This is a genomic window from Sphingomonas sp., assembly GCF_035714405.1.
Lineage (GTDB): Bacteria > Pseudomonadota > Alphaproteobacteria > Sphingomonadales > Sphingomonadaceae > Sphingomonas.
This window is the reverse complement of sequence record NZ_DASTMA010000014.1, coordinates 110,908-133,786: the sequence shown is the minus strand read 5'-3', so window position 1 is coordinate 133,786 and position 22,879 is coordinate 110,908. Positions and strand designations below refer to the sequence as shown.

Sequence of the window (22,879 nt, the reverse complement as noted above, 5' to 3'; positions counted from 1 at the left end):
TCCCAAGGACTCGCGAACCTCATTGGATCTGCATTTCGCCCCTTTCGACCGCGCCTACGAGGTTACGGTCTTGCCGCACGACCTGGCGGTGCTGATGGTCGGCATCGCCGAGCGGCAGGCGGCGAGCCCGACCGCCCAGGCGCAGGCGCGCTGGACCGTCGCGGCCGACCCGTTGTTGTTCCGGCCCCTCCATGGTGCGTTCAACGGACCGATGGCTGCGACGATCTGCCGATGGAGGCAGGAATGAAGACCCTGTTTACCGTGGCGTTTCAGCCGATCTTCAAGCGGCCGGGTTATCGGTCGCCCCTGACGAACAAGGATGGGGGCCAGTCCCTCCGAGGTCTAAATCAATGATGGAAAATCAGAAGATCCGCCCCGCCAAGGTGATCGGGCCGCTCGGCGAGCCGCTGACGCTCGACACGCTGCCGCCGCCGTCGACCACCCGCTGGGTGGTGCGCCGCAAGGCGGAGGTGGTCGCGGCTGTCAATGGCGGGCTGCTGTCGGTCGACGAGGTGTGCGAACGCTATAGCCTGACGGTGGAGGAGTTCGCCGGCTGGCAGCGCGCGATCGACCGCTCCGGCATGCCGGGGCTGCGCGTGACGCGCATCCAGCACTACAAGTCGTTGTACGAGCGCCAGCACAAGTACTGAGCCGCAACCTAGATTGATCGTTGTTAACGCGGAACAAGAAACGTCGGTCGCGAGTCTTGCCCAACATCACCGGCGCGTTTGGCCGGGTTCATGGAGGGCAAGGCAATGGGCTTCATCATCTGGCTGATCGTCGGCGGCATCATTGGCTGGGTCGCCAGCATCATCATGAAGACGGATGCGCAGCAGGGCATCTTCCTCAACATCATCGTCGGCATCGTCGGCGCGTTCATCGGCGCGCTGCTGACCCCTGGCACGTCGGGCTCGATCAACGACTTTCCGACCAGCCCGACCGCGTGGATCTTCTCGCTGCTCGGCGCGATCATCCTGCTGGCGATCGTCAACTTGGTGCGGCGCGGCCGCGTCCGCTGATCGACTGACCTCAACCCAGAGGCCCGCGTCGGCATCCCGGCGCGGGCCTTTTCGCGTCAATCGAGCAGGAACCGGACCTGCACGGTGACGCCGAGGTCACGTTCCCCGGCCACCACTTCGGTCTTGGCGTCAGCAGAGGCCATGCGGGCGTAGGCGATCGGTGGTCGTGGGCTGCCCGCGTCGACACCCGCTTCGACGATCGAAACGATGCGACGGACTCGCAGCCCGGCGGCGCGGGCGTAGAGTTCGGCGCGCGCGCGGGCGGTCTTCACCGCCTCCAGGCGCGCCTCGTCGAGCGCCGCGTCGGGTTGGTCGATCGCCAGCTCTGGCCCGTCGATTTGGTTCGCCCCCGCCGCGACCAGCGCATCGAGGATGCCGCCCGCCTTGGCGATCTCGCGGAAGCGGATCGCGACGGTATTGGTCGCCTGATAGCCGGTGATCGCCGGCGGCTGATTTTCGACATAGCGATATTGCGGGCTGAGCCCGACATTGGCGGTGGCGATGTCCCGCGGCTGGACGCCGGCTCGCCGGAGCGCCGCCAGAACGCGGCTCATGCGCGCCGCCTGGTCGGCGAGCGCCGCGGCGGCGGTCGGCGCCTGGGTGACGACACCGGCGCGGATCGTCGCGACGTCAGGCACGCGCGACACGCGCCCCTGCGCGCTGATATCGAGCACGGTGCCGGACGCCTGCACCATCGGCACGACGCTCGGCTCGGTCTGCGCGACGGCCGCGGCGGGCAGCAGCGCCAGCGCGAACATGGTGGGGGTGGGTCGCATCGCATACTTCTCCTGTTGCTCATCGGTCACGCTGCGCTTGCGTTTCGCAATCGCAACGGTAGCTGAACGGCCCGCGCGCTTGTCTCCGACCCCCCTTGAAGCGCATGACGGCGGGGCTCGCTCGCGAGGGCTTGAGCCAGGTGCTATATTCTTCTAATACACGGGCGCAACAGGGGTCGCGGAGTTCGGCGCGACGGGGACACGAGACTGGCATGAACTACGAGTCCGGATCGTTCGACAAAGAGCCGCTGGCTTTGCCGGGCGAGCAGCCGCGCCCGTCGCGGCGCCGCCGGATCGCGGTCGTCGCGGGCGTCCTCGCCATCCTCGCCGCGTTATATGTGATCTTCGGGCGCGGCGGCGGCGAGGACAAGCCGCGCGGGCCGGTCGCCGAGCAGGCGCCGCCGGTGACGGTGGTGGCACCTGGCCGCCAGACCGTGGATCGGCTGATCTCCGCCAACGGCTCACTCGCCGCGCGCCGCGAAATGCCGGTGGGCGTCGCCGGCGAGGGCGGGCGGGTGACGCGCGTGCTGGTCGAGCCCGGCCAGTGGGTCGGCGCCGGCCAGGTGCTCGCGACCATCGACCGCAGCGTCCAGGCGCAGACCGCCGAAAGCCTCGCCGCCCAGATCCGCGTCGCCGAGGCGGACGCCAACCTCGCCCAGGCGCAGCTCAACCGCGCCCAGGCACTGGTCGCCAACGGTTTCGTCAGCCGCGCCGATATCGAGACGCGGACCGCCAACCGCGATGCCGCCGCCGCGCGCGTCCGCGTCGCCCGTGCGCAGCTCGGCCAGCAGCGCGCCGCCACCAGTCGGCTCGACATCCGCGCCCCCGCCGCCGGGCTGGTGCTGACCCGCCAGGTGGAGCCGGGCCAGATCGTCAGCGCCGGTTCGGGCGTGCTGTTCCGGATGGCGCAGGGTGGCGAGATGGAGATGCGGGCGGCCTTGTCCGAAGGCGATCTCGCCGGCTTGCGGGCGGGGGTGCGCGCGTCGGTGACCCCGGTCGGCACCCAGGCGAAGTTCGCGGGCACGGTATGGCAGGTCTCGCCCGTGATCGACCCGCAGACCCGCCAGGGCATCGCGCGCATCGCCTTGAAGTACGACCCGGCGCTCAAGCCCGGCGGCTTCGCCACGGCCTCGATCGTCGGCGGCGCGAGCACCGTGCCGCAGCTGCCGGAAACGGCGGTGCAGACCGACCGGACTGGCAACTACGTCTATATCGTCGACGGCCAGAACCGCGCGGTCAAGCGCCCGGTCAAGACCGGCGGCGTGACTGACGAGGGCGTCTCCATCGTCGAGGGGCTGAACGGCACCGAGCGCGTGGTGGTCGCCGCCGGCGCCTTCCTGTCGCCTGGGCAGAAGGTGAAACCGTTGCTGCAGACCCCCGCGGCCGCCGCGGCGCAAAAGGCGAGCTGAACCCATGGGCTTTCGCAACATGTCCGCCTGGGCGATCCGTAACCCGGTCGTTCCCATCGTCCTGTTCCTGGCGCTGACCGTCGCCGGGATCATCAGCTTCATGCGCCTGGACGTGAACCAGGATCCCGATATCGACTTCCCGGTCGCCTATGTGTCGATCAGCCAGCCGGGCGCTTCACCCAGCGAGCTGGAGACGCAGGTCACCAAGCGGATCGAGGCGGCGGCGCGCAACATCCAAGGCGTGGATGAGCTCCGCAGCCAGGTGCGCGAAGGCAGCACCAGCACCTCCATCCAGCTCAAGATCGGCGCCAATATCGACCGCGCGGTGGCCGATCTGCGCGACGCGGTGACGCAGGTCCGCTCGCAGCTGCCCGACGGCATCCTCGAGCCCCAGATCGGCCGCGTCGACACGACCGAGAACGAGATCGCGAACTTCACCGCGATCACCACCGACATGACCGTCGAGCAGCTCAGCTGGTACATCGACGACACGGTGACCAAGGAGCTGCTGTCGATCCCCGGCATGGGCGGAGTGGAGCGCAGCGGCGGCGTCAATCGAGAGATCCGCGTCATCCTCGACCCGGTCAAGTTGCAGGCGCTGGGGCTGACCGCGCCGCAGATCAACGCCCAGCTGCGCCAGACCAACCTCAACGCGACGGGCGGCCGCGCCCGCATCGCCGGCGCCGAACAGTCGGTGCGCGTGCTGGGCAACGCAGACGACGTGTTCACGCTGTCGAACACGCTGGTGAATGTCGGACCCGGGCGCACCGTCCGCCTGCGCGACATCGCCGAAGTCCGCGACTCCTTCGCCGACCAGCGCAGTCGCGCGGCGGTGGACGGCAAGCAGGTCGTCTCGTTCGATTTCAAGCGTTCCAAGGGCGCATCGGACGTCACCGTTTTCAAAGAAGCGGAGAAGGCGCTCGCCAAGCTCGAGGAGCGCAACCCCAAGGTCCGGTTCCAGCTGCTCTCGACCAGCGTCAAGGACACCGAGATCGCCTATCACGGCGCGATCGAGGCGATGATCGAGGGCTCTGTGCTCGCGGTGCTCGTCGTGTTCCTGTTCCTGCGCGACTGGCGCGCCACTGCCATCTCCGCGCTGGCGATCCCGCTGTCGGCGATCCCGACCTTTTTCTTCATGGAGCTGCTGGGTTTCTCGCTCAACCAGATGACGCTGCTGGCGCTCAGCCTGGTCGCGGGCGTGCTGGTCGACGACGCGATCGTCGAGATCGAGAACATCGTCAGGCACATGAAGATGGGCAAATCAGCCTATCAGGCGTCGATCGATGCCGCCGACGAGATCGGATTGGCGGTGCTCGCCACCACCATGTCGATCGTCGCGGTGTTCATGCCGGTCAGTGTCATGCCTGGCATCTCCGGCCAGTTCTTCAAGAATTTCGGCCTGACCGTGGTCGCGGCCGTGCTGATGAGCCTGGCGGTGGCGCGTCTCATCACGCCGATGGTCGCGGCCTATTTCCTCAAGGCCGGCGGCCACGCCGAGCCCGTCGACGGGCCGATCATGCGCTTCTACATGCGCTGCCTGCGCTGGACGGTGGACATCAGCCGGTTCCGGGCCGCCAAGGCGAGTGCGAAGAGCTGGATCGGCAGGCGGCTGGCGCGGTTCCTGGATCATCGCGTCTGGGTGATGGGTATCGCCTTTCTGGCGCTCGCCGCGACCGTTGCCATCTTCATGATCTTGCCGCAGCAGTTCCAGCCGCCGATGGACAAGGATCGCTCGGTCGTGACCGTCACCATGCCGCCGGGCTCGACGCTGGAGCAGACCGATGTGGTGGTCGGGCGCGTTGCCGCGCTGTTGGCGCAGCAAAAGGAGATCGTGACCTCCGTCTATCAGCGCGCGTTCACCGGCAGCGGCCGCGTCACCGCGACGCTCGCCGAAGACCGCAAGATGACCAGCGTCGAGTTCGAGCGCTCGGTGGCACCGTTGCTGGCCGCGATCCCCGATGCGCGCGTGTCGTTCCAGAACACGTCGGGTTGGGGCGGGCCGAGCCGTGATCTTAGCATCGTGCTGGGCGGCGACGATCCGCTCCAACTGCAGAACACCGCCGACAAGATCGTCGCCGAGATGCAGGCGCTGCGCTCCTTGCAGAGCCCGCGCACCGAAGGTGGGCTGCAGCGGCCCGAGATCGTGATCCGGCCACGGATGGACCTCGCCGCCGACCTGGGCATCACCACCTCGGCGCTCTCCAACGCGATCCGCGTCGCGACGATCGGCGAGGTCGACCAGAACTCCGCGCGCTACTCGCTGTCGGACCGGCAGATCCCGATCCGCGTCGGCTTTGCCCAGAGCGCGGGCGAGCGGCTGTCGAACATCGAGAACCTCGCCGTGCCGACGCAGAACGGCGGTTCCGTGCCGCTGAAGGTGGTCGCCGACATCGGCTTCGGCGCCGGCGCGACGCAGATCGACCGGATCAGCCAGCAGCGCCAGCTGACGATCGGCGCCGACCTCGCGCCCGGCGTGATCGAGGGCGAGGCGATGAAGCAGATCGAGAAGCTGCCGACCATGGCCAACCTGCCGATCGGGGTGTCGCGGCTGACGGTCGGACAGTCCAAGGCGCAGGCGGAGCTGGTGACCAACATCATCGTCGCGGTGTTCGCGGGCTTCTTCCTGCTCTTTGCGGTGCTGGTGCTGCTCTACCGGCGGTTCCTGCCGCCCTTCGTCAACCTCGGCTCGCTGTTCCTGGCGCCGTTGGGCGCGTGCATCGCGCTGTGGATCGCCGGGATGCCGGTGTCGCTGCCGGTCTATATCGGGCTGCTGATGCTGCTCGGCATCGTCGCCAAGAACTCGATCCTGCTGGTCGACTTCGCGCTGGAGGAGATGAGCAAGGGCGTGCGTCGCTTCGACGCGATCCTCGACGCAGGCCACAAGCGCGCGCAGCCGATCGTCATGACCACCGTCGCGATGGTCGCGGGCATGATCCCGACCGCCTTGTCGCTGACCGGCGACGGGTCGTTCCGCGCGCCGATGAGCGTGACGGTGATGGGCGGGCTGATCCTGTCGACCGTGCTGACGCTGCTGATCGTGCCGTCCAGCTTCAGCCTGGCGCTGGGTGTCGAGCGCGCGATCGGGGCGAAGCTCGGACGGCGCTTGCTCACTTATCGGCCGGGCGACGACGGCCTGCCGGTGATCGACGGCGGGCCGCCGCGGCCGGCGCTGGGCGCAACCTCGGGGCGGCTGGGCTTCGATCCGGACGCGCCACGGCCGGCGGAGTAGGTTGCCGCCGCTCGGGCTGCCGGGGACGCTCTCCATCGGGAGGCGTCCCCGCGTCCGATGTGCGCAGCGCCGACATCGCGTGAACCAACTCACCCTTCGCCCATTGTCCTGCCCATGAGGGTCCCTGCACGCGCCGGTTTCGACATCGCCCCGCCCGGCCTGACGCGGATGCGCATGATCGCGACCGGGCTGCTGCTGTTCATGGTCGCGCTGTTCTTCGTCAGCCGGACGCTGGTCGACGTGCATCCTGCCTGGGGTTTCGTCCGCGCCTTTGCCGAAGCCGGGATGGTCGGCGGCGTCGCCGACTGGTTCGCTGTGACCGCGCTGTTCCGTCACCCGCTCGGCCTGCCCATCCCGCACACGGCGATCGTGCCGCGCAACAAGGACCGGATCGGCGACCAGCTCGCCCAGTTCCTGCGCGAGAATTTCCTCGTCACGGGGGTGATCGCGCGGCGGATGCGGCAGCTCGACGTGGCGGGAGCGGTGGCGCACTGGCTGACCGACCCGCCCGAAGCCGCCGGTGGCCGCTTCCGCGCCGGCGCGTCGAAGCTGGTGGCGCAGGTGCTGGAGGCGCTCGACCCGCAGCGGCTGGGCGGGATGGTCAAGGCCGCCGCCGCCAACCGGCTGCGCGAGACGCAGGTCGCGCCGGTCGCGGGCCAGCTGCTCAAGGCGGCGATGGCGGAGAACCGGCACAAGCCGCTGCTCGACGCCGCGATCACCTGGGCGGGCAAGGCGCTGGCCGACAACGATCACCTCATCCGCCAGATTGTCCACGACAAGGCCGGCGCGCTGTTGCGCTGGACGGGGCTGGACGAGACCGTCGCCAACAAGCTGATCGACGGGCTCGACCGGCTGCTGAGCGAAATGCGCGACAATCCGCAGCATCCGCTGCGGCTGCGGGCGGAGAACGGGCTGGAGATCCTCGCCTGGGACCTGCGCTTCGACCCCGACATGGGCGCGCGGGTGGAGCGGCTGAAGGGCGAGCTGATCGACAATCCGGCGATGCAACGTTTCCTTGACGGCCTGTGGGAAGCGGCGCGCGAGGGGCTGCTGGAGATCGCGCGCGACCCCGAGCGGGCGATGCGCGGACGGCTCGGCGACGTGCTGCGCCAGCTCGGCGAGACGCTGCACAGCGACCGCCGCCTGTCGCGCACCATCAACCGCTTCGTGCGTCGCGCCGCGATCGGCGTCGCGGTCGATTACGGCGACAACATCGTCCGGCTGGTGTCGGAGACGGTGCAGAGCTGGGATACGCAGACGATCACGCGGCGGCTGGAGAACGCGGTCGGCAAGGACCTGCAATATATCCGCGTCAACGGCACGCTGGTCGGTGGGCTGGTCGGCCTCATCATCCACACGGTGCACGTCGCCCTTGGCTGAGCTTGCCGCCCGTGGCCGGATGGCCCAAGAGGGGCGGGCATGACCGCCACCGCCGATTTCGAGCAGACCAGCGCCGACGGCGGCACGTTGCGCTTCCGCGGCGACCTGTCGCTGGCGCGGCTGCGCGATCTGCCCGACCGGCTCGACGCTGTCCAGGGCGGGGTCAAGCGGATCGACCTGTCGGGGATCGACCGGATCGACACGGTCGGCGCGTGGCTGGTCCACCGCTTCGCCGCGCGCAACGGCGCCACCGTCGAGGGACTGGACGAGGACAGCCAGCAGCTGTTCGACCAGGTCGTCGGCTCCGAACAGCCGGTCGCGCTGCCGGTCAAGCGCGCGGGCGGTTTCTTGCGCGTGCTGGGCGAGATCGGCGACGCGACGGCGGTCGCCGGCCGGACGATGCTGGGGCTGCTCGCCTTTCTAGGCGCGACCACCCTCGCCTTTGTCAACGTCATCCGTCACCCCAGCCGCTTCCGCTTCAACGCGACGGTGCAGCGTTTCGAGGTCGTCGGCGTGTCCGCGCTCGGCATCATCGGGCTGATGAGCTTCCTGATCGGCATGGTCATCGCGCAGCAGGGCGCGGTCCAGCTGGCGCAGTTCGGCGCGGAGGTGTTCACGATCAACCTGGTCGGCCGCCTCACCTTTCGCGAGATGGGGCCGCTGATGACCGCGATCATGGTCGCGGGCCGCTCGGGCAGCGCCTTTGCGGCGCAGCTCGGCACCATGAAGTTGACCGAGGAGATCGACGCGATGCGCACCATCGGCGTGTCGCCGATGGAAGCGCTGGTGGTACCGCGCACACTGGCGGCGGTCCTGATGATGCCGCTGCTCGGCTTCTATTCCTGCATCGTCGCGCTGATCGGCGGCGGGCTGCTGGTCTGGATCGACCAGGGCATCCCGCCCGCCACCTTCATCCAGCGCATCCGCGAGGTGGTGCCGATCACCGACCTGTATATCGGCCTGATCAAGGCACCGGTGTTCGGCGCGATCATCGCGGTGGCGGGCTGCTTCCAGGGGATGCTGGTCGAATCCGACGCCGAACAGGTCGGCAGCCGCACCACCGCGGCGGTCGTGCAGGCGATCTTCCTGGTGATCGTCATCGACGCCTTCTTCGCGGTGTTCTTCACCTGGGTGGGGTGGAACTGATGGCGCGCCGGAAAATCGAGGACTCGATCATCTCGGTGCGCGGCCTGAAGAACGGGTTCGGCGAGCAGGTCGTCCATGAGGGCCTCGATCTGGAGGTCCGGCGCGGCGAGATCCTGGGCGTCGTCGGCGGCTCGGGCACCGGCAAGTCGGTGCTGATGCGATCGATCATCGGATTGCAGACGCCGCTGGCGGGCGACATCAGCGTGTTCGGCGAGGAGACGGTCGGCCGCGACGAGACCGAGGCGGTCGACATCCGCAAGCGCTGGGGCGTGCTGTTCCAGGGCGGCGCGCTGTTCTCCACTCTGACGGTCGCCGAGAATGTCGAAGTACCGCTGCGTGAATTCTATCCGGAGCTAAAGCAGTCGCTGCTCGACGAGATCGCCTCCTACAAGGTGGTGATGACCGGCCTGCCCGCCGACGCCGGGCCGAAATTTCCCGCCGAGCTGTCGGGCGGCATGAAGAAGCGCGCCGGCCTCGCCCGTGCGCTGGCGCTCGACCCCGAGCTGCTGTTCCTCGACGAGCCAACCGCGGGCCTCGACCCGATCGGTGCGGCGGCGTTCGACGACCTCATCGCCTCCTTACAGAACACGCTGGGGCTGACCGTCTTCCTGATCACCCACGATCTCGACACGCTATATGCGATCTGTGATCGGGTGGCGGTGCTGGCGGACAAGCGCGTGATCGCGGTCGGCACGATCGACGAGCTGCTGGCGACCGACCACCCGTGGATCCAGGAATATTTCCGGGGTCCGCGCGGCCGCGCGGCGGTGGCGAGCGTCGAGGGCAACAAGGGCGCGAGCGCGCAGGCGGCGGCGCACCCGACCGAGGTCCGCGACGAGCAGGACCGGCAGGCGGGCGTCAGCTCCGCGACAATGAGGGCACATTAGATGGAAACCCGCTCCAACCACGTCCTGGTCGGCGCCGTGGTGCTGATCCTCCTCGCCGTGCTGGCGCTGTTCACCGTCTGGCTGGCGCGGCTCGGCGGCAAGTCGGAGAAGGAGTTCGACATCTTCTTCGGCCAATCCGTCGAGGGCCTCGCCAAGGGTTCGGCGGTCTCCTACGCCGGCGTGCCGTCGGGCACGGTCAAGGAGATCGCGCTGTGGAAGCCCGATCCCAGCCTGGTCCGCGTCCGCATCGCGGTCGATCCGGACACGCCGGTGCTGCGCGGCACCACCGCGTCCGCCTCGTGCAGCTTCACCGGCACCTGCACCGTCCAGCTCGACGGCGCCCAGCGCAACGCGGCGGCTATCGTATGCCCCGGCGACGAACCGGGGCCGGGCTGCCGCTTTGGCGTACCCGAAATTCCACCTAGAACCGGCGGCATCGGCGCGCTGCTCGCGTCCGCGCCGCGGCTGCTGGAGAACGTATCCAACCTCACCGATCGGCTGACCAAATTGCTCGGCGATCAGAACCAGACCTCGATCCAGGGCATCCTCGCCAACACCAACCGGTTGTCCGACGCGCTCGCCGATCGCGGGCCGGAGATCGCGGCGACGCTGGCGCAGACGCGCGTCGCGATTCAGCAAGCGGGCGACGCCAGTCAGCGGATCGGCGAGCTCGCGGCGACCACCAACGGTGTGCTGGCCGAGGACGTCCGCCCGACCATCCGCAACCTCAACCGCACCATCGACTCGGCGCGGCAGAGCGCACAGACGCTGAACGAGACGATCGCGGAGGCCAAGCCGGGGCTGCAGACCTTCTCGCGCCAGACCATCCCGGAGGCGAACCAGCTCGTCTACGACCTGCGCCAGACCGCGTCGGCGCTGTCGGCGGTGGCGCAACGGGTGGAGCAGGGCGGCGCCACGTCGCTGATCGGCTCGCAGAAGCTCCCGGATTATAAGGGCAAGTGACCATGACCCGCACCCTTCCCCGCGCCGCTCTGGCACTTACGTTCCTACCGCTGGCGGGTTGCATCAGCTTTGGTGCCAAGCCGCCAGCCTCGCTGCTGACGCTGACCGCCGCGACGCCGATCGCGGTCGGGCCGGTGCAGAGTTCCGCGCAGGCGCGTGCGATCCTGCTCCAGCTGCCGACCACGCCGGCGTCGCTGGCGACGCAACGGGTGCCGGTACAGGCGACGGCGACGACGCTCGCCTATGTGCCCGACGCGCTGTGGGCAGAGCCCCCTGCCCGACTGTTCGCCCGACTGCTCGCCGACACGCTGACCGCGGGCGGCGCGGTGGTGATCTCTGGCGTGCAGCCGGTGGACAGCCCGGCGGGCAAGCTCAGTGGCGAACTGCGCGCATTCGGCTTCGACGCGACCGAGCGCAGCGCTGTGGTCACCTTCGACGCCACCTTGACCCGGAGCGGCAGCACAGCGCTGGAAAAGCGCCGCTTCGAGGCGCGTGTGCCGGTCGCGGCAATCGACGCGGCGACGGCGGGCACCGCGATCAACGATGCGGCGAACCAGGTGGCGGCGCAGGTCGCGCAATGGGCCGCGCAATAAGGTAAGTTGGCGTGAGGAGGCGCGGAGTCGCGTAGATCGCCCGCTCAAGCATAGCGCCTTCGTATCCTTCTTATACCCCGGCAAAAGGCGAGCTAAACGCCCTGCAATATTATTCTGTCCTACAAGCGGGCGCCGCTCATAAACCGCGCCATCGGCGGAGATGTGCCGTTAGGATCGTCGCTCGTTGGTCCCAGAGTGCCGGTGCGGATCACCGCACATAGTGTGAACTTAGTGTGACCTTTCGCAGCGTCAGGGCGCGCGACGGATCGGCACTGGCACGTTGCAGATGTCCGTCCCACCCGCCGGGCGGATGAAGAACGGGTCGCGCCGATTGGCCCGCGCGTTCGCGTAGGCGGCAAAGCTGGCGCTTTCGGTCGACAGATACTGGAGTCGCGGCCGGGACGCCGCCGGCAGGTCGGACGCAAGCCTCACGGAGCGGATCGCAGTGCGCTCGGCCGGGGTCTTGTAGAACCCCAGCGCCTCCGTCCCGCGCGGCAGGGAGGAGAGATGCTCGATTCCGTCGACTACCCGCCCGACCAGCGCGATGTTGCGGTCCAGGTGGCGCGGGGCATGGCCGATCACGGCGTAAAGCTCCGCGCCCGAGCCGGTGTCGGGCGACAGCCCGCGCCCGACCCCGACCATCGCATAGCAGTGGATCGGCCAGACCTGTGACTGGTGCGGGTTCATGGACCCTGCGAACGCCCAGCCGTTCTTGAAAGCCGCGTAGTTCCACGGCTCGATATCCCGGAACACCAGCTGGCCGTCGAACACCGTCGGCGATGAGGCCCCGGCCCGCCCCTGGTAGGTCAGAGGAAGCCCGGGACGACTGAAGCCAACCGGTTCGCTCGCCGCGTATTCGCGTTCGGGTACCCGGGTGAGACCCGCCGGAAGGGCGCGTGCCTTCGCCTTGTCCTCGGCGTCCGCGTCGCCCCATTGCGCGACGTAATTGTCCTGGACCCGGTTGACGCTCAGCCCATCCCACCACCGCGCCCGCGCGAGGGTACGGACATTGGCGAGCCAGCTTTGGCTGAACGGCGCCGGGATCAGCTGGATGAGGACGCGGCGCCGGGCACCTGTCGTGGTGGGCGCGAGCTCCATCACCAACAGGTCTTCAGGTGCGATCGCCACCCACTCCGCCGATGGCGCTGCGGCGACGATCTCGCTCGGCGCGGGCGGCACCGGCATAGCCTGCACGGCGAGCGGCATGGCGACGCGCGCCAGTGCCCCGGCAAGGACGCTCAGGATCACTCCGCCGCCTCATGTGCTTGGGCATCTGGGGGCGGCATGTTGTGGCCGAGCAGACGCAGCACCTCTTCGGCGGCGGCGATCAGGTTGGTGCCGGGGCCGAAGATCGCCTGCACGCCGGCGTCACGCAGTGTCTGGTAGTCCTGCGCCGGGATGACCCCGCCGGCGATGACCTTGATGTCGGCGCGGCCGGCGTCGCGAAGGTGGCCGATCAGTTCGGGGATTAGTGTCTTATGCCCTGCCGCAAGCGACGACGCGCCGACCACGTCGACTTGGCTATCGATGGCTAGCGTCGCGGCTTCCGACGGCGTCTGGAACAGCGGGCCGGGGACGATGTCAAAGCCGAGGTCGCCGAACATGGACGATACCAGGTTGGCGCCGCGATCATGGCCGTCCTGCCCCATCTTGGCGACCAGCATCCGCGGCTTGCGGCCCAGCCGTCGCTCGGTCGCGGCGACACCGTCGGTGAGCCGCTCCCATCGCGCGTCTGCGTCATAGGCGCCGCCATAGATGCCGCTGACCGGCGTCGGCTGCGTGCCGTAGCGGCCGAACACGTCCTCCAGCGCCTGGCTGATCTCGCCCAGCGTCGCACGCGCGCGGGCGGCATCGACGGCGAGCGCGAGGAGGTTGCCGCCCCCGCGCGCACCTTCGCGCAAGGCGTCCAGCGCCGCCCGGCACGCCGCCTCGTCGCGGGCCGCGCGAACCTGCGCCAGCCGCGTCACCTGCGCCTCGCGCACCGCGTGGTTGTCGACGTCCAGGATCTCCAGCGCGTCGTCAGCAGCCGGCCGGTACTTGTTGACGCCGACGATCACGTCCTCGCCCCGGTCGACCCGCGCCTGCTTGGCGGCGGCGGCCTCCTCGATCATCGCCTTGGGCCAGCCGGCGGCAACCGCGTTCGCCATGCCGCCCTCCGCGTCCGCGCGCTCGATGATCGCCCAGGCCTTGTCGGTGAGTTCGGCGGTCAGCGCCTCGACATAATAGCTGCCGCCGAGCGGATCGACGACGCGGGTGATGCCGGTCTCCTCCTGGATCACCAGCTGCGTGTTGCGGGCGATGCGCGCGGAGAAGTCGGTTGGCAGCGCGATCGCCTCGTCGAGCGCATTGGTGTGGAGCGACTGGGTGCCGCCCAGTGCCGCAGCCATCGCCTCGATCGTGGTGCGGATGACGTTGTTGTACGGATCGCTCTCCTGCAGCGACACGCCCGACGTCTGGCAGTGGGTGCGCAGCATCTTCGACCGCTCGTCCTTGGCGCCCAGCTCCGTCATCACCCGGTGCCACAGCAGACGCGCGGCGCGCAGCTTGGCCGCTTCCATGAAAAAGTTCATGCCGATCGCGAAGAAGAACGATAGGCGCCCGGCGAACTTGTCGATGTCGAGCCCGGCCGCCATCGCCGCCTTCACATATTCGCGGCCGTCCGCGATCGTGAACGCCAGCTCCTGCACCTGCGTCGCACCCGCTTCCTGCATGTGATAGCCCGAGATCGAGATGCTGTTGAACTTCGGCATCTCGGCCGAGGTGAAGGCGATGATGTCCGACACGATCCGCATGCTTGGCGCCGGCGGGTAGATGTAGGTGTTGCGGACCATGAACTCCTTGAGGATATCGTTCTGGATCGTGCCGTCGAGCTTGGCGCGCGGCACGCCCTGTTCCTCGCCGGCGACGATGAAGAAGGCGAGGATCGGGATCACCGCGCCGTTCATGGTCATGGACACCGACATCTGATCGAGCGGGATGCCGTCGAACAGGATCTTCATGTCCTCGACGCTGTCGATCGCGACGCCCGCCTTGCCGACGTCACCCACGACGCGGGGGTGGTCGCTGTCGTAACCGCGATGGGTGGCAAGGTCGAAGGCGACGCTCAGCCCCTTCTGCCCGGCGGCGAGGTTGCGGCGGTAGAAGGCGTTGCTCTGCTCCGCCGTGGAGAAGCCGGCATATTGGCGGATCGTCCACGGCCGGCCGGCATACATCGAGGCGCGGACGCCGCGGGTGAAGGGGGCGAAACCGGGCAGGCCGGGATCGTGCCGCACGTCCTCGGCGGTGTAGAGCGGCTTGACGGCGATCCCCTCGGGCGTGCGCCAGGTCAGGTCCGCGCCCTTGACCTCCTTGGCCGCGAGCGCCTGCCAATGCTCCAGCGTCGGCTCGCTTGCAGGCGGCACCGGCTCAGCGCGCGCCGGGGTGGAGCCGGCGTCCTCGCCTACATTCTGTTCGATGATCGGTTCTTGAGGCGCTGGCATCAGGCTCCCCTGAACGCCGGCTTTCGCTTCTGCAAGAAGGCCGTGGCGCCCTCCATCGCGTCGCCCGTGCCGCCGGCAGTACGCTGCCCCGCCGCCTCGCGTTGCAGCGCCTGGGCGTAGGTGCCGTCCATGCCTTCGGCGATGTTGCGCCGCATGACGCCCAGCGCCACGGTCGGACCACCCGCCAGCCGCTCCGCCAGCGCTGTCGCCTCCGCCAGCAGCTCCCCGTCACCCACCGCCTTGTGGACCAGGCCCCACTCCGCCGCCCTGGCCGCGCCGATCTTCTCGCCCAGCATCATCATCTCAGTCGCGCGCGCCTTGCCGATCAAGCGGGTCAGCATCCACGAGGCCCCGCCGTCGGGCACCAGGCCGATATTGACGAACGCCTGCAGGAAATAGGCCGACGCGCCTGCCAGCACGAAATCACAGGCCAGCGCGATCGAGCACCCGATCCCCGCCGCCGGGCCGTTGACCGCCGCCACCGCGGGCACGTCGAGCTCGGCGAGCTTCATCATCAGCGGGTTGTAGTGCTGGGTCAGCGCGGCGTAGCTCCCCTGCCCGACGCTCACCTGCCGCTCGCCACGCCCTTGCAGGTCCGCGCCCGAGCAGAAGGCCCGGCCGGCGCCGGTGATCAGCACCGCCCGCGCCCCGTCGATCCGGTCGAGCGCGGCGTTGAGTTCGTCGGCCATCTCTAGCGAGGCGGCGTTGAGCCGGTCGGGCCGGTTGAGGGTGAGCTGGAGCACATCGCCGCGACGTTCGGCGAGGATGGTCTGATAGTCGGGCATGGGGCCTCCCCTTGTTTTCAGTGCCCGGTCTTAGGCGTCTCCATCAGTTCCACCAACACCCCGCCCATGTCGCGCGGGTGGACGAAGACGATCGGCGTGCCGTGCGCGCCGATGCGCGGCTCGCCCAGCACGGTCGCACCGTTGACCTTGAGCTCGGCGATGGCGGCGGCGATATCGGGCACCTCGAAACAGACATGATGCTGCCCGCCGGCGGGGTTCTTGCGCAGAAAGCCGGCGATCGGCGAGCTGTCGTCATAGGGTTCGATCAACTCGATCTGCGTGTTGGGCGCATCGATGAAGCACACCCGCACGCCCTGCGCAGGCAGGTCGAACGGCGCGCCGATCACCGTGGCGCCGAGCAGCGTGCGATAAGTTTCGATCGCGCGCACGATCGAGGGCGTCGCGACGCCGATGTGGTTGAGGCGGCCGAGGATGGTGGCTGGTGCGGACTCCGCGTTCATCGCGCAGCGACCGTGAGCGGCGCAAATGTCTGAGCGACAACCGGAGCGCTACCGTTTTCCACGAATCGACCGTCCTTCCCGCAGAACCAGGCAACGACGTGCGGTAATTTCCCAGGCCGAAACTCAGAGCTAAATCGCAGCTTCCGGCATCCAGGCCGATCGCTTTTCTCTTCGCCGAAGCCGGCGATCTTAAAGCGATCGATCAAGTCGGCATCCGTGTCGCCAGGTCGGGAGAGCACCTCATTCATCAGGACGATTTTCTCGAAGCTCGGTGTTGATCCATACACAATTCGGGCGATATCGTTCATGGGTACGGCGCTATTGGCCGCTTCCCTGCATCCAGTAAGCAAGATCAGGCAGGGCAGTATCAGCCTGCTAGAGCGGAATATTATCATGCTTCTTCCACGGGTTCTCCAGCTGCTTGCCCCGTAGCTTTCGCAAGCCAAGCGCGATCCGCCGCCGCGTCGAGTGCGGCTGGATGACCTCGTCGATGAACCCCTTGCTCGCCGCCACGAACGGATTGGCGAACCGCGCCTCGTACTCCGCCGTCCGCTCGGCGATCTCGTCCGTGGTTCGCCCGCGGAAGATGATCTCGACCGCGCCTTTCGCGCCCATCACGGCGATCTCGGCGGTGGGCCAAGCGTAGTTGAGGTCGCCGCGCAGGTGCTTGGACGCCATCACGTCATAGGCGCCGCCATAGGCCTTTCGGGTGATGACGGTGATCTTGGGCACGGTCGCCTCGGCATAGGCGAAGAGCAGCTTGGCGCCGTGCTTGATGATGCCGTTATGCTCCTGGGCGGTGCCGGGCAGGAAGCCGGGGACGTCGACGAAGGTCACGATCGGAATCTCGAACGCGTCGCAGAAGCGCACGAAGCGCGCCGCCTTCTTGGACGAGTTGATGTCGAGCACGCCCGCGAGCACGAAGGGCTGGTTCGCGACGATGCCGACCGTGCGGCCCTCGATGCGGCCGAAGCCGGTGAGGATGTTGGCGGCGTGGGTCGGCTGGATCTCGAAGAAGTCGCCCTCGTCCACCACCTTCGCGATCAGCTCGTGCATATCATAGGGCTGATTGGCCGACGCGGGGATCAGCGTGTCGAGACTGTCCTCGATCCGGTCCCAAGGATCGGCGGTCGGGCGCTCGGGCACGCCCTCCCGGTTCGACAGCGGCAGGAAGTCGATGAAGTCGCGCGCGGCGAGCAGCGCCTCGACGTCGTTCTCGAACGCGACATCGGCGACGCTGGTCTTGGTGGTGTGCGTCACCGCGCCGCCGAGCTGTTCCTGCGTCACCACCTCGTTGGTCACCGTCTTGACCACGTCGGGGCCGGTGACGAACATGTAGCTCGAGTCCTTCACCATGAAGATGAAGTCGGTCATCGCCGGCGAATAGACCGCCCCGCCCGCGCACGGGCCCATTATGAGGGAAATCTGCGGCACCACGCCGGACGCCAGCACGTTGCGCTGGAACACCTCGGCATAGCCGCCCAGCGACGCCACGCCCTCCTGGATGCGTGCGCCGCCGGAGTCGTTGAGGCCAATCACGGGGGCACCGACCTTCAGCGCCATGTCCATGATCTTGCAGATCTTCTGGGCGTGGCGTTCGGAGAGGCTGCCGCCGAACACCGTGAAGTCCTGGCTGAACACGAACACCAGCCGGCCGTTGATCGTGCCTGAGCCGGTGACGACGCCGTCGCCGGGCACGACCTGTTCCGCCATGCCGAAGTCGGTGGCGTTGTGCTCGACGAACATGTCGAGCTCCTCGAAAGAGCCTCCGTCGAGCAGCACGTCCAGCCGCTCTCGTGCCGTGAGCTTGCCCTTGGCGTGTTGCGCATCGATCCGCTTCTGACCCCCGCCCAGGCGGGCGGCGGCACGGCGGCGGTCCAGTTCGGTGAGGGTCGAGCTCATCGCTGCGTCATTCGCCAACCGCTATCCGATTGCAACCTAACCCAGCACTGCGCGCAACCGCTCACGGTCGAGCGCCCCCTCCCAGCGCGCCACCACGATTGTCGCGACGGCGTTGCCGATGAAGTTGGTGATGCTCCGGCATTCGCTCATGAACCGGTCGACGCCCAGGATCAGCGCGATCCCTGCGACCGGCACCGTCGGCAGAATCGACAGCGTCGCGGCCAGCGTGATGAAGCCCGCGCCCGTCACGCCTGCCGCGCCCTTCGACGATAGCATGGCGACACCGAGCAGCGTCAGCTCCTGCCCCCAGCTCAGCTCGATACCCGTCGCCTGGGCGATGAACAGCACCGCCAGCGTCATGTAGATGTTGGTGCCGTCGAGGTTGAAGGAATAGCCGGTCGGCACCACCAGACCGACCACCGACTTGGCGCAACCGGCATGCTCGAGCTTGCCGATCAGCGCCGGTAGCGCGGCTTCGGAGGACGAGGTGCCGAGCACCAGCAGCAGCTCGGTCCTGAGATAACGCAGCAGCTTCCACAGCGAAAAACCGGCCGCCCGCGCGACGAGCCCGAGGACGACGAACACGAACAGCGCGGCGGTGATGTAGAAGGTCGCGACCAGCGAGGCCAGGTTGGCGAGGCTGGCCAGCCCGTATTTGCCGACGGTAAACGCGATCGCGCCGAAGGCGCCGATCGGGGCGGCGCGCATGACGATCGCGACGAGCCGGAACACGATCAGGCTGAGCCGCTCGAGCAGCTCGACGACCGGCTGGGCGGGTTCGCCGACAAGGCTGAGCGCGACGCCGAACAGGATGGCGAGCAGCAGCACGGGGAGGACGCTGGTGCCGGTGAAGGCGCCGACCATCGTGTCGGGGATGATCGCGAGCAGGAAGCCGGTGATGCTCGCATCGTGCGCCTGCGCGACATAAGTATTGACCGCGCCGGCATCGAGCGAGGCCGGATCCACCCCCATCCCCGCGCCCGGTTGCACCAGCTCGCCGACCACCAGCCCGACGATCAGCGCCAGCGTCGAGAAGGTGAAGAAATAGGCGAAGGCCTTGGCCGCGACGCGCCCGAGCCGGCCGAGCTCCGCGATGCCCGCGATGCCGGTCGCCAGCGTCAGGAAGATCACGGGCGCGATCACCATCTTCACGAGCTTGATGAACGCATCGCCAAGCGGCTTCAGCGCCTCGCCGGTGGTGGGCGCGAGCGCGCCGACTAGGATGCCGAGCGCGATGGCGACGAGAACCTGGAGGTAGAGGTGGGAGGCCCAATGGGGGCGGTGCAGCGGCGGTTGGGCGGCGGATTGGGCGTCCGGGATCACGCGCGCACTCCCAAGCAAAAAGGGCAGCGCCGTGGCGCTGCCCTTATCTGGTGCGTACTGACACTTGTTAACCGCCAGACCGCGATCTCTGAGGCCGGTAGATTAGCAATCCGGCACGGCGCGTCAAGGCACAAGAAATTGGCTGGCAAGCTGCCCACCGATGTGGATGTTTCGGGTGGTTCAACACCGCGGCGAATCGGCGATGCTGGACACAGGGGAGCGCGCATGACGGACTGGCGTTTGGGGATCGATCTTGGGACGAACTCGCTGGGCTGGGCAGCGCTGAGCCTCATACCTCGCGATGATCGATGGGAGCCAACTGGCATCCTCGCCGCCGGGTCGCGTATTTTTGGCGGGGGAGCCAGCGGCGCCGGGCGCGACTCAAAGTCTGGAGAGTCTCTGGCCGTTGCACGGCGCGATGCGCGCGCGATGCGGCGGCGGCGTGACCGCCTGCAGCAACGCCAGCGATCACTAATGAAATATCTGGTCGCCGACGGGCTGTTCCCCGCCGACCCGGCGGAGCGGAAGAAGCTGGAGCTGCTCGACCCGTTCGCGCTGCGCGCGCGCGCGCTCGACGAGGCGCTGCCCCTGCCGCATCTCGGCCGCGCGATCTGGCACCTGAACCAGCGGCGCGGGTTCAAGTCGAACCGCAAGACCGACAAGCCCGACGACGACAGCGGCAAGATCAAGGTCGGCGTGGGCCGGCTGCGCGAGCAGATGGCCGAGGCCGACGCGCGCACCTTTGGCGAGTGGCTGCACATCCGGCGGCAGCCGACGCCCGACCACCCGGACGGCCTGTCCGTCCGCACCCGGCTACGCCCCGAGCAGGAGGAAGATGCCAAGGGATGGGCTATGACTTCTACCCAGGCCGCGATCTGCTCGAGGATGAGTTCGACGCGATCATGGACGAGCAGGTCGGCCACCATCCCGACGTGCTGACACCCGAGGTCCGCGCACGGCTGTACGAGATCGTGTTCCACCAACGGCCGCTGAAGCAGCCGCAGATCGGCACCTGCACCTTCGGCAGCGGCGAACAGCGACTCGCCAAGGCCCACCCGCTGTTCCAGCGCCGCCGGTTGCTGGAGGAGGTCAACGCGCTCAAGATCGTGCGCGCGGGCCAGGTAGCGGAGCGGCTGACGCCCGAGCAGCGCGACAACATATTGCGAATTAAGCCCGATGCCAAAGCGAAGATCAGCTTCGCTAACATGCGCAAGGCGCTGAAGCTTGACCCTGAGGCTCGCTTCAACAAAGAAAGCGAAAACCGCGACGGTATTCTGGGCGATGTGGTCGCCGTCGTGATGAACGACAAGACACGGTTCAATGGTCTTTGGGTTCATCTTACGTCCGAAGAGCAATGGGAACTGATCAACGAGCTGGAAACCGTGCAGACCGATGCGGAGGTCGCGGCCTTCCGTGACTGGGTCGCCGTGAAACACAAGCTGACGCAGCAACAGGCGATTGCCGTAACGAACGCACGACTGCCGCAGGGGTATGGCCGGTTCGGTGACACCGTCACGCGTGGGCTGAGCGACGCGCTGCTCAACGAGCGGGACGTCGATGGGCGGGTGATCGTCTATAGCGAGGCCCTGGAGCGGCTAGGGCTGCACCACAGCGACTTTCGCACCGGCGAGGTCCTCGACGAGCTGCCCTATTATGGCGAGGTGCTGGACCGGCACATCATGCCCGGCAGCGGAGATGCCTCCGAAACGGACCTGATCAAGCGAGTCGGCCGGCTGACCAATCCGACCGTGCATATCGGCCTCAACCAGTTACGCCGCACCGTCAACACGCTGATCGCACGCTATGGCCCGCCCAAGGAGATCGCCATCGAGCTCGCGCGCGAGTTGAAGCTGACCGACGAGGAGAAGAAGAAGCGCAATCGCGAGAACAACGAGAACAGGGTGGCGGCGGAGAAGCGATCACGAAAGCTGCTCGGGTTAGACGCTGAGGGAAACCAGATTGGGCGCAAGATTGCCGACGATACAGGTGCGAACAGGGCGCTGCTGAAGCTTTGGGAAGAACTCAACCCAGGCAACTGCCTCGACCGCCGCTGCGTCTATACGGGCAAGCAGATCGGCATCGACATGCTGTTCAACGGTGAAGCGGAGGTTGATCATATCCTGCCCTTCACCGCGACGCTGGACGACAGCAACGGCAACAAGATCGTCTGCACCCGCGAGGCGAACCGCTTCAAGCGCAAGCGGTCCCCGTTCGAAGCCTATGGCCACACCGAAGATTGGGACGAGATCGCCGGCCGCGCCGCCCAGCTGCCGCGCAACAAGCGGTGGCGGTTCGAGCCCGACGCGATGGCCAAGCAGCAGGAGGACGGCGGCTTCCTCGCGCGCCAGCTCGTCGACACCCAGTATCTCGCCCGGCTGGCGCGCGAGTACATGGCGTCGCTCTACCCGGACAAGGGCGAGGGCAGCAGCAACGTCTGGGTCTCGCCCGGCAGAATGACGGCGATGGTCAGACGCAAGCTCGGGCTCGATCGCGGCATACTCGAAAACGATAATCTGACCGGCAGCGATCGCGATAAAAACCGGCTGGATCACCGACATCATGTCATCGATGCGGTCGTTATCGCCGTCGTCGACCGATCCCTGCTTCAGGAGATCGCCCGAACCTCGGGAACCGAAGGCGAGGACGGTCTCAACCGCATCCATGTGCCCGAGCCGTGGGACGGCTTTCGCGAGGAGGTGCGCGAGCAGGTCCGCAGCATCGTCGTCAGCCATCGGGCGGATCACGGCACGGCGGGCCACGGCACCGGATCGACCGCCGGGCGCCTGCACAACGACACGGCTTACGGCTTCACCGGCCTCACCGACGCCAAGGGCAACACCATCGTGGTGCGCCGCAAGCCGCTCGGCAGCCTCAAGCCCGCCGATATCGGATGCGTACGTGACCCGGACCTGCGGGCCGCGCTGGCGACGCACGTGAAAGGGCTCGACGGCAAGGCATTCGAGCAGGCGCTGGCGAGCTTTCACAGGCTCGGACCGCTCCAGTTTCGGGGTGTCCGGCGTGTGCGCGTCACCGAGCCGCTCAGCGTCATCCCGATCCGCGACCGCGACGGTCGCGCCTACAAGGGCTACAAGGGCGATTCCAATTACCGCTACGACATCTGGGAGATGCCGGACGGCAAGTGGCGCTCGCAGGTCGTGTCGATGTTCGATGCGCACCAGCCTGACGCCGGGGAAAGGCCTCACCCGGCCGCAAAGCGCCTCATGCGCCTGTTCCGCGACGACATCCTAGCCATCGAGCGGGGCGGGGAGCGCGAGCTGGTGCGTGTGGTCAAGTTCTCGGACAATCAGTTTGCCGTCGCACCCCCGCACGAGGCGGGCGCACTCAAGGCGCGCGACGCCGACAAGGGCGATCCGTTCAAATACATTTATCCGTCGCCTAACACGCTGAAGAGTTGGCGCGCGCGCAAGGCCGAGGTCGACGAGATCGGCCGCGTCCGCGATCCTGGCTTCGGCGCCCGCACGCGTGTGCGCCGCACCCGACCCAGGCCGGCCGCCTGAAGCGATGTA

The 22,879-nt window shown here is 67.9% G+C and carries 20 protein-coding genes; 12 read left to right on the top strand and 8 right to left on the bottom strand.

Annotated elements, in window-relative coordinates; translation table 11 throughout:
• Positions 1-70: 70 nt before the first annotated feature.
• From VFQ64_RS05525 to VFQ64_RS05515, 3 genes are all read left to right on the top strand, one after another.
• The gene (locus VFQ64_RS05525; protein ID WP_325102295.1) at positions 71-247 is read left to right on the top strand and encodes a hypothetical protein; all 177 of its coding nucleotides are present in this window, start codon (positions 71-73) and stop codon (positions 245-247) included.
• A gap of 103 nt (positions 248-350) precedes the next feature.
• On the top strand, positions 351-650 hold the full coding sequence (locus VFQ64_RS05520) for a DUF1153 domain-containing protein (protein ID WP_325102294.1): 300 nt from the start codon (positions 351-353) through the stop codon (positions 648-650).
• A 105-nt stretch (positions 651-755) separates the two neighbouring features.
• Entirely contained in the window at positions 756-1,019 is a 264-nt protein-coding gene (locus VFQ64_RS05515) for a GlsB/YeaQ/YmgE family stress response membrane protein (RefSeq protein WP_325102313.1), read from the top strand.
• Positions 1,020-1,075: 56 nt separating this feature from the next.
• Here VFQ64_RS05515 and VFQ64_RS05510 read toward each other — a convergent pair whose 3' ends face one another.
• Entirely contained in the window at positions 1,076-1,795 is a 720-nt protein-coding gene (locus VFQ64_RS05510; protein WP_325102293.1) for an SIMPL domain-containing protein, read from the bottom strand.
• Positions 1,796-2,007: 212 nt separating this feature from the next.
• Here VFQ64_RS05510 and VFQ64_RS05505 point away from each other — a divergent pair, with 212 nt between their 5' ends.
• The 7 genes from VFQ64_RS05505 (at position 2,008) to VFQ64_RS05475 (ending at position 11,402) form a co-directional block, all read left to right on the top strand.
• On the top strand, positions 2,008-3,204 hold the full coding sequence (locus VFQ64_RS05505; RefSeq protein ID WP_325102292.1) for an efflux RND transporter periplasmic adaptor subunit: 1,197 nt from the start codon (positions 2,008-2,010) through the stop codon (positions 3,202-3,204).
• Positions 3,205-3,208: 4 nt separating this feature from the next.
• Positions 3,209-6,433, top strand: a complete 3,225-nt coding sequence (locus VFQ64_RS05500) for an efflux RND transporter permease subunit (protein WP_325102291.1) — start codon at positions 3,209-3,211, stop codon at positions 6,431-6,433.
• Between the two features lie 114 nt (positions 6,434-6,547).
• The gene (locus VFQ64_RS05495) at positions 6,548-7,813 is read left to right on the top strand and encodes a DUF445 domain-containing protein (RefSeq protein ID WP_325102290.1); all 1,266 of its coding nucleotides are present in this window, start codon (positions 6,548-6,550) and stop codon (positions 7,811-7,813) included.
• Between the two features lie 39 nt (positions 7,814-7,852).
• Entirely contained in the window at positions 7,853-8,959 is a 1,107-nt protein-coding gene (locus tag VFQ64_RS05490; RefSeq protein ID WP_325102289.1) for an ABC transporter permease, read from the top strand.
• Entirely contained in the window at positions 8,959-9,846 is an 888-nt protein-coding gene (locus VFQ64_RS05485; protein ID WP_325102288.1) for an ABC transporter ATP-binding protein, read from the top strand. The genes VFQ64_RS05490 and VFQ64_RS05485 overlap by 1 nt, the downstream gene beginning before the upstream one ends.
• Entirely contained in the window at positions 9,847-10,809 is a 963-nt protein-coding gene (locus tag VFQ64_RS05480; RefSeq protein WP_325102287.1) for an MlaD family protein, read from the top strand.
• 2 nt (positions 10,810-10,811) lie between these two features.
• Positions 10,812-11,402 carry an ABC-type transport auxiliary lipoprotein family protein gene (locus VFQ64_RS05475; RefSeq protein ID WP_325102286.1) on the top strand — a complete coding sequence of 197 codons (591 nt, stop codon included), beginning with the start codon at positions 10,812-10,814 and terminating at the stop codon, positions 11,400-11,402.
• Positions 11,403-11,651: 249 nt separating this feature from the next.
• Here VFQ64_RS05475 and VFQ64_RS05470 read toward each other — a convergent pair whose 3' ends face one another.
• The 7 genes from VFQ64_RS05470 to VFQ64_RS05440 form a co-directional block, all read right to left on the bottom strand.
• Complete coding sequence (locus VFQ64_RS05470; protein ID WP_414712868.1) at positions 11,652-12,647, bottom strand: peptidylprolyl isomerase; 996 nt, start codon at positions 12,645-12,647, stop codon at positions 11,652-11,654.
• Positions 12,647-14,881 (bottom strand): methylmalonyl-CoA mutase, encoded by a 2,235-nt coding sequence (scpA, locus tag VFQ64_RS05465; protein ID WP_325102284.1) that lies wholly within the window; start codon positions 14,879-14,881, stop codon positions 12,647-12,649. The genes VFQ64_RS05470 and scpA overlap by 1 nt, the downstream gene beginning before the upstream one ends.
• Positions 14,881-15,666, bottom strand: a complete 786-nt coding sequence (locus VFQ64_RS05460) for an enoyl-CoA hydratase-related protein (protein WP_325102283.1) — start codon at positions 15,664-15,666, stop codon at positions 14,881-14,883. Before VFQ64_RS05460 ends, scpA begins: the two co-directional genes overlap by 1 nt.
• Before the next feature lie 17 nt (positions 15,667-15,683).
• Positions 15,684-16,127, bottom strand: coding sequence for a methylmalonyl-CoA epimerase (gene mce / locus VFQ64_RS05455; protein WP_325102282.1), 444 nt, complete (start codon positions 16,125-16,127; stop codon positions 15,684-15,686).
• Positions 16,124-16,435 carry a hypothetical protein gene (locus VFQ64_RS05450; RefSeq protein WP_325102281.1) on the bottom strand — a complete coding sequence of 104 codons (312 nt, stop codon included), beginning with the start codon at positions 16,433-16,435 and terminating at the stop codon, positions 16,124-16,126. Before VFQ64_RS05450 ends, mce begins: the two co-directional genes overlap by 4 nt.
• Before the next feature lie 67 nt (positions 16,436-16,502).
• Positions 16,503-18,029: an acyl-CoA carboxylase subunit beta gene (locus VFQ64_RS05445; protein ID WP_325102280.1), complete on the bottom strand. Its 1,527-nt coding sequence runs from the start codon at positions 18,027-18,029 to the stop codon at positions 16,503-16,505.
• Between the two features lie 36 nt (positions 18,030-18,065).
• Positions 18,066-19,352: a dicarboxylate/amino acid:cation symporter gene (locus tag VFQ64_RS05440; protein ID WP_414712866.1), complete on the bottom strand. Its 1,287-nt coding sequence runs from the start codon at positions 19,350-19,352 to the stop codon at positions 18,066-18,068.
• Here VFQ64_RS05440 and cas9 (VFQ64_RS15550) point away from each other — a divergent pair.
• Positions 19,302-20,291: a type II CRISPR RNA-guided endonuclease Cas9 gene (gene cas9, locus VFQ64_RS15550; protein WP_331683557.1), complete on the top strand. Its 990-nt coding sequence runs from the start codon at positions 19,302-19,304 to the stop codon at positions 20,289-20,291. The two genes, VFQ64_RS05440 and cas9 (VFQ64_RS15550), sit on opposite strands and share 51 nt — an antisense overlap.
• Entirely contained in the window at positions 20,198-22,870 is a 2,673-nt protein-coding gene (cas9, locus tag VFQ64_RS05430) for a type II CRISPR RNA-guided endonuclease Cas9 (RefSeq protein WP_325102278.1), read from the top strand. Before cas9 (VFQ64_RS15550) ends, cas9 (VFQ64_RS05430) begins: the two co-directional genes overlap by 94 nt.
• Positions 22,871-22,879: the final 9 nt, after the last annotated feature.

Bases quoted from the DNA above. Each gene is read 5' to 3' on its own strand.
- mce (WP_325102282.1), bottom strand. From the start codon at position 16,127: ATGAACGCGGAGTCCGCACCAGCCACCATCCTCGGCCGCCTCAACCAC.
- VFQ64_RS05480 (WP_325102287.1), top strand. From the start codon at position 9,847: ATGGAAACCCGCTCCAACCACGTCCTGGTCGGCGCCGTGGTGCTGATC.
- VFQ64_RS05490 (WP_325102289.1), top strand. From the start codon at position 7,853: ATGACCGCCACCGCCGATTTCGAGCAGACCAGCGCCGACGGCGGCACG.
- VFQ64_RS05460 (WP_325102283.1), bottom strand. From the start codon at position 15,666: ATGCCCGACTATCAGACCATCCTCGCCGAACGTCGCGGCGATGTGCTC.
- VFQ64_RS05475 (WP_325102286.1), top strand. From the start codon at position 10,812: ATGACCCGCACCCTTCCCCGCGCCGCTCTGGCACTTACGTTCCTACCG.
- VFQ64_RS05500 (WP_325102291.1), top strand. From the start codon at position 3,209: ATGGGCTTTCGCAACATGTCCGCCTGGGCGATCCGTAACCCGGTCGTT.
- VFQ64_RS05495 (WP_325102290.1), top strand. From the start codon at position 6,548: ATGAGGGTCCCTGCACGCGCCGGTTTCGACATCGCCCCGCCCGGCCTG.
- cas9 (WP_325102278.1), top strand. From the start codon at position 20,198: ATGGGCTATGACTTCTACCCAGGCCGCGATCTGCTCGAGGATGAGTTC.
- VFQ64_RS05520 (WP_325102294.1), top strand. From the start codon at position 351: ATGATGGAAAATCAGAAGATCCGCCCCGCCAAGGTGATCGGGCCGCTC.
- cas9 (WP_331683557.1), top strand. From the start codon at position 19,302: ATGGGGGCGGTGCAGCGGCGGTTGGGCGGCGGATTGGGCGTCCGGGAT.
- VFQ64_RS05510 (WP_325102293.1), bottom strand. From the start codon at position 1,795: ATGCGACCCACCCCCACCATGTTCGCGCTGGCGCTGCTGCCCGCCGCG.
- scpA (WP_325102284.1), bottom strand. From the start codon at position 14,881: ATGCCAGCGCCTCAAGAACCGATCATCGAACAGAATGTAGGCGAGGAC.
- VFQ64_RS05450 (WP_325102281.1), bottom strand. From the start codon at position 16,435: ATGAACGATATCGCCCGAATTGTGTATGGATCAACACCGAGCTTCGAG.
- VFQ64_RS05485 (WP_325102288.1), top strand. From the start codon at position 8,959: ATGGCGCGCCGGAAAATCGAGGACTCGATCATCTCGGTGCGCGGCCTG.
- VFQ64_RS05445 (WP_325102280.1), bottom strand. From the start codon at position 18,029: ATGAGCTCGACCCTCACCGAACTGGACCGCCGCCGTGCCGCCGCCCGC.
- VFQ64_RS05505 (WP_325102292.1), top strand. From the start codon at position 2,008: ATGAACTACGAGTCCGGATCGTTCGACAAAGAGCCGCTGGCTTTGCCG.
- VFQ64_RS05515 (WP_325102313.1), top strand. From the start codon at position 756: ATGGGCTTCATCATCTGGCTGATCGTCGGCGGCATCATTGGCTGGGTC.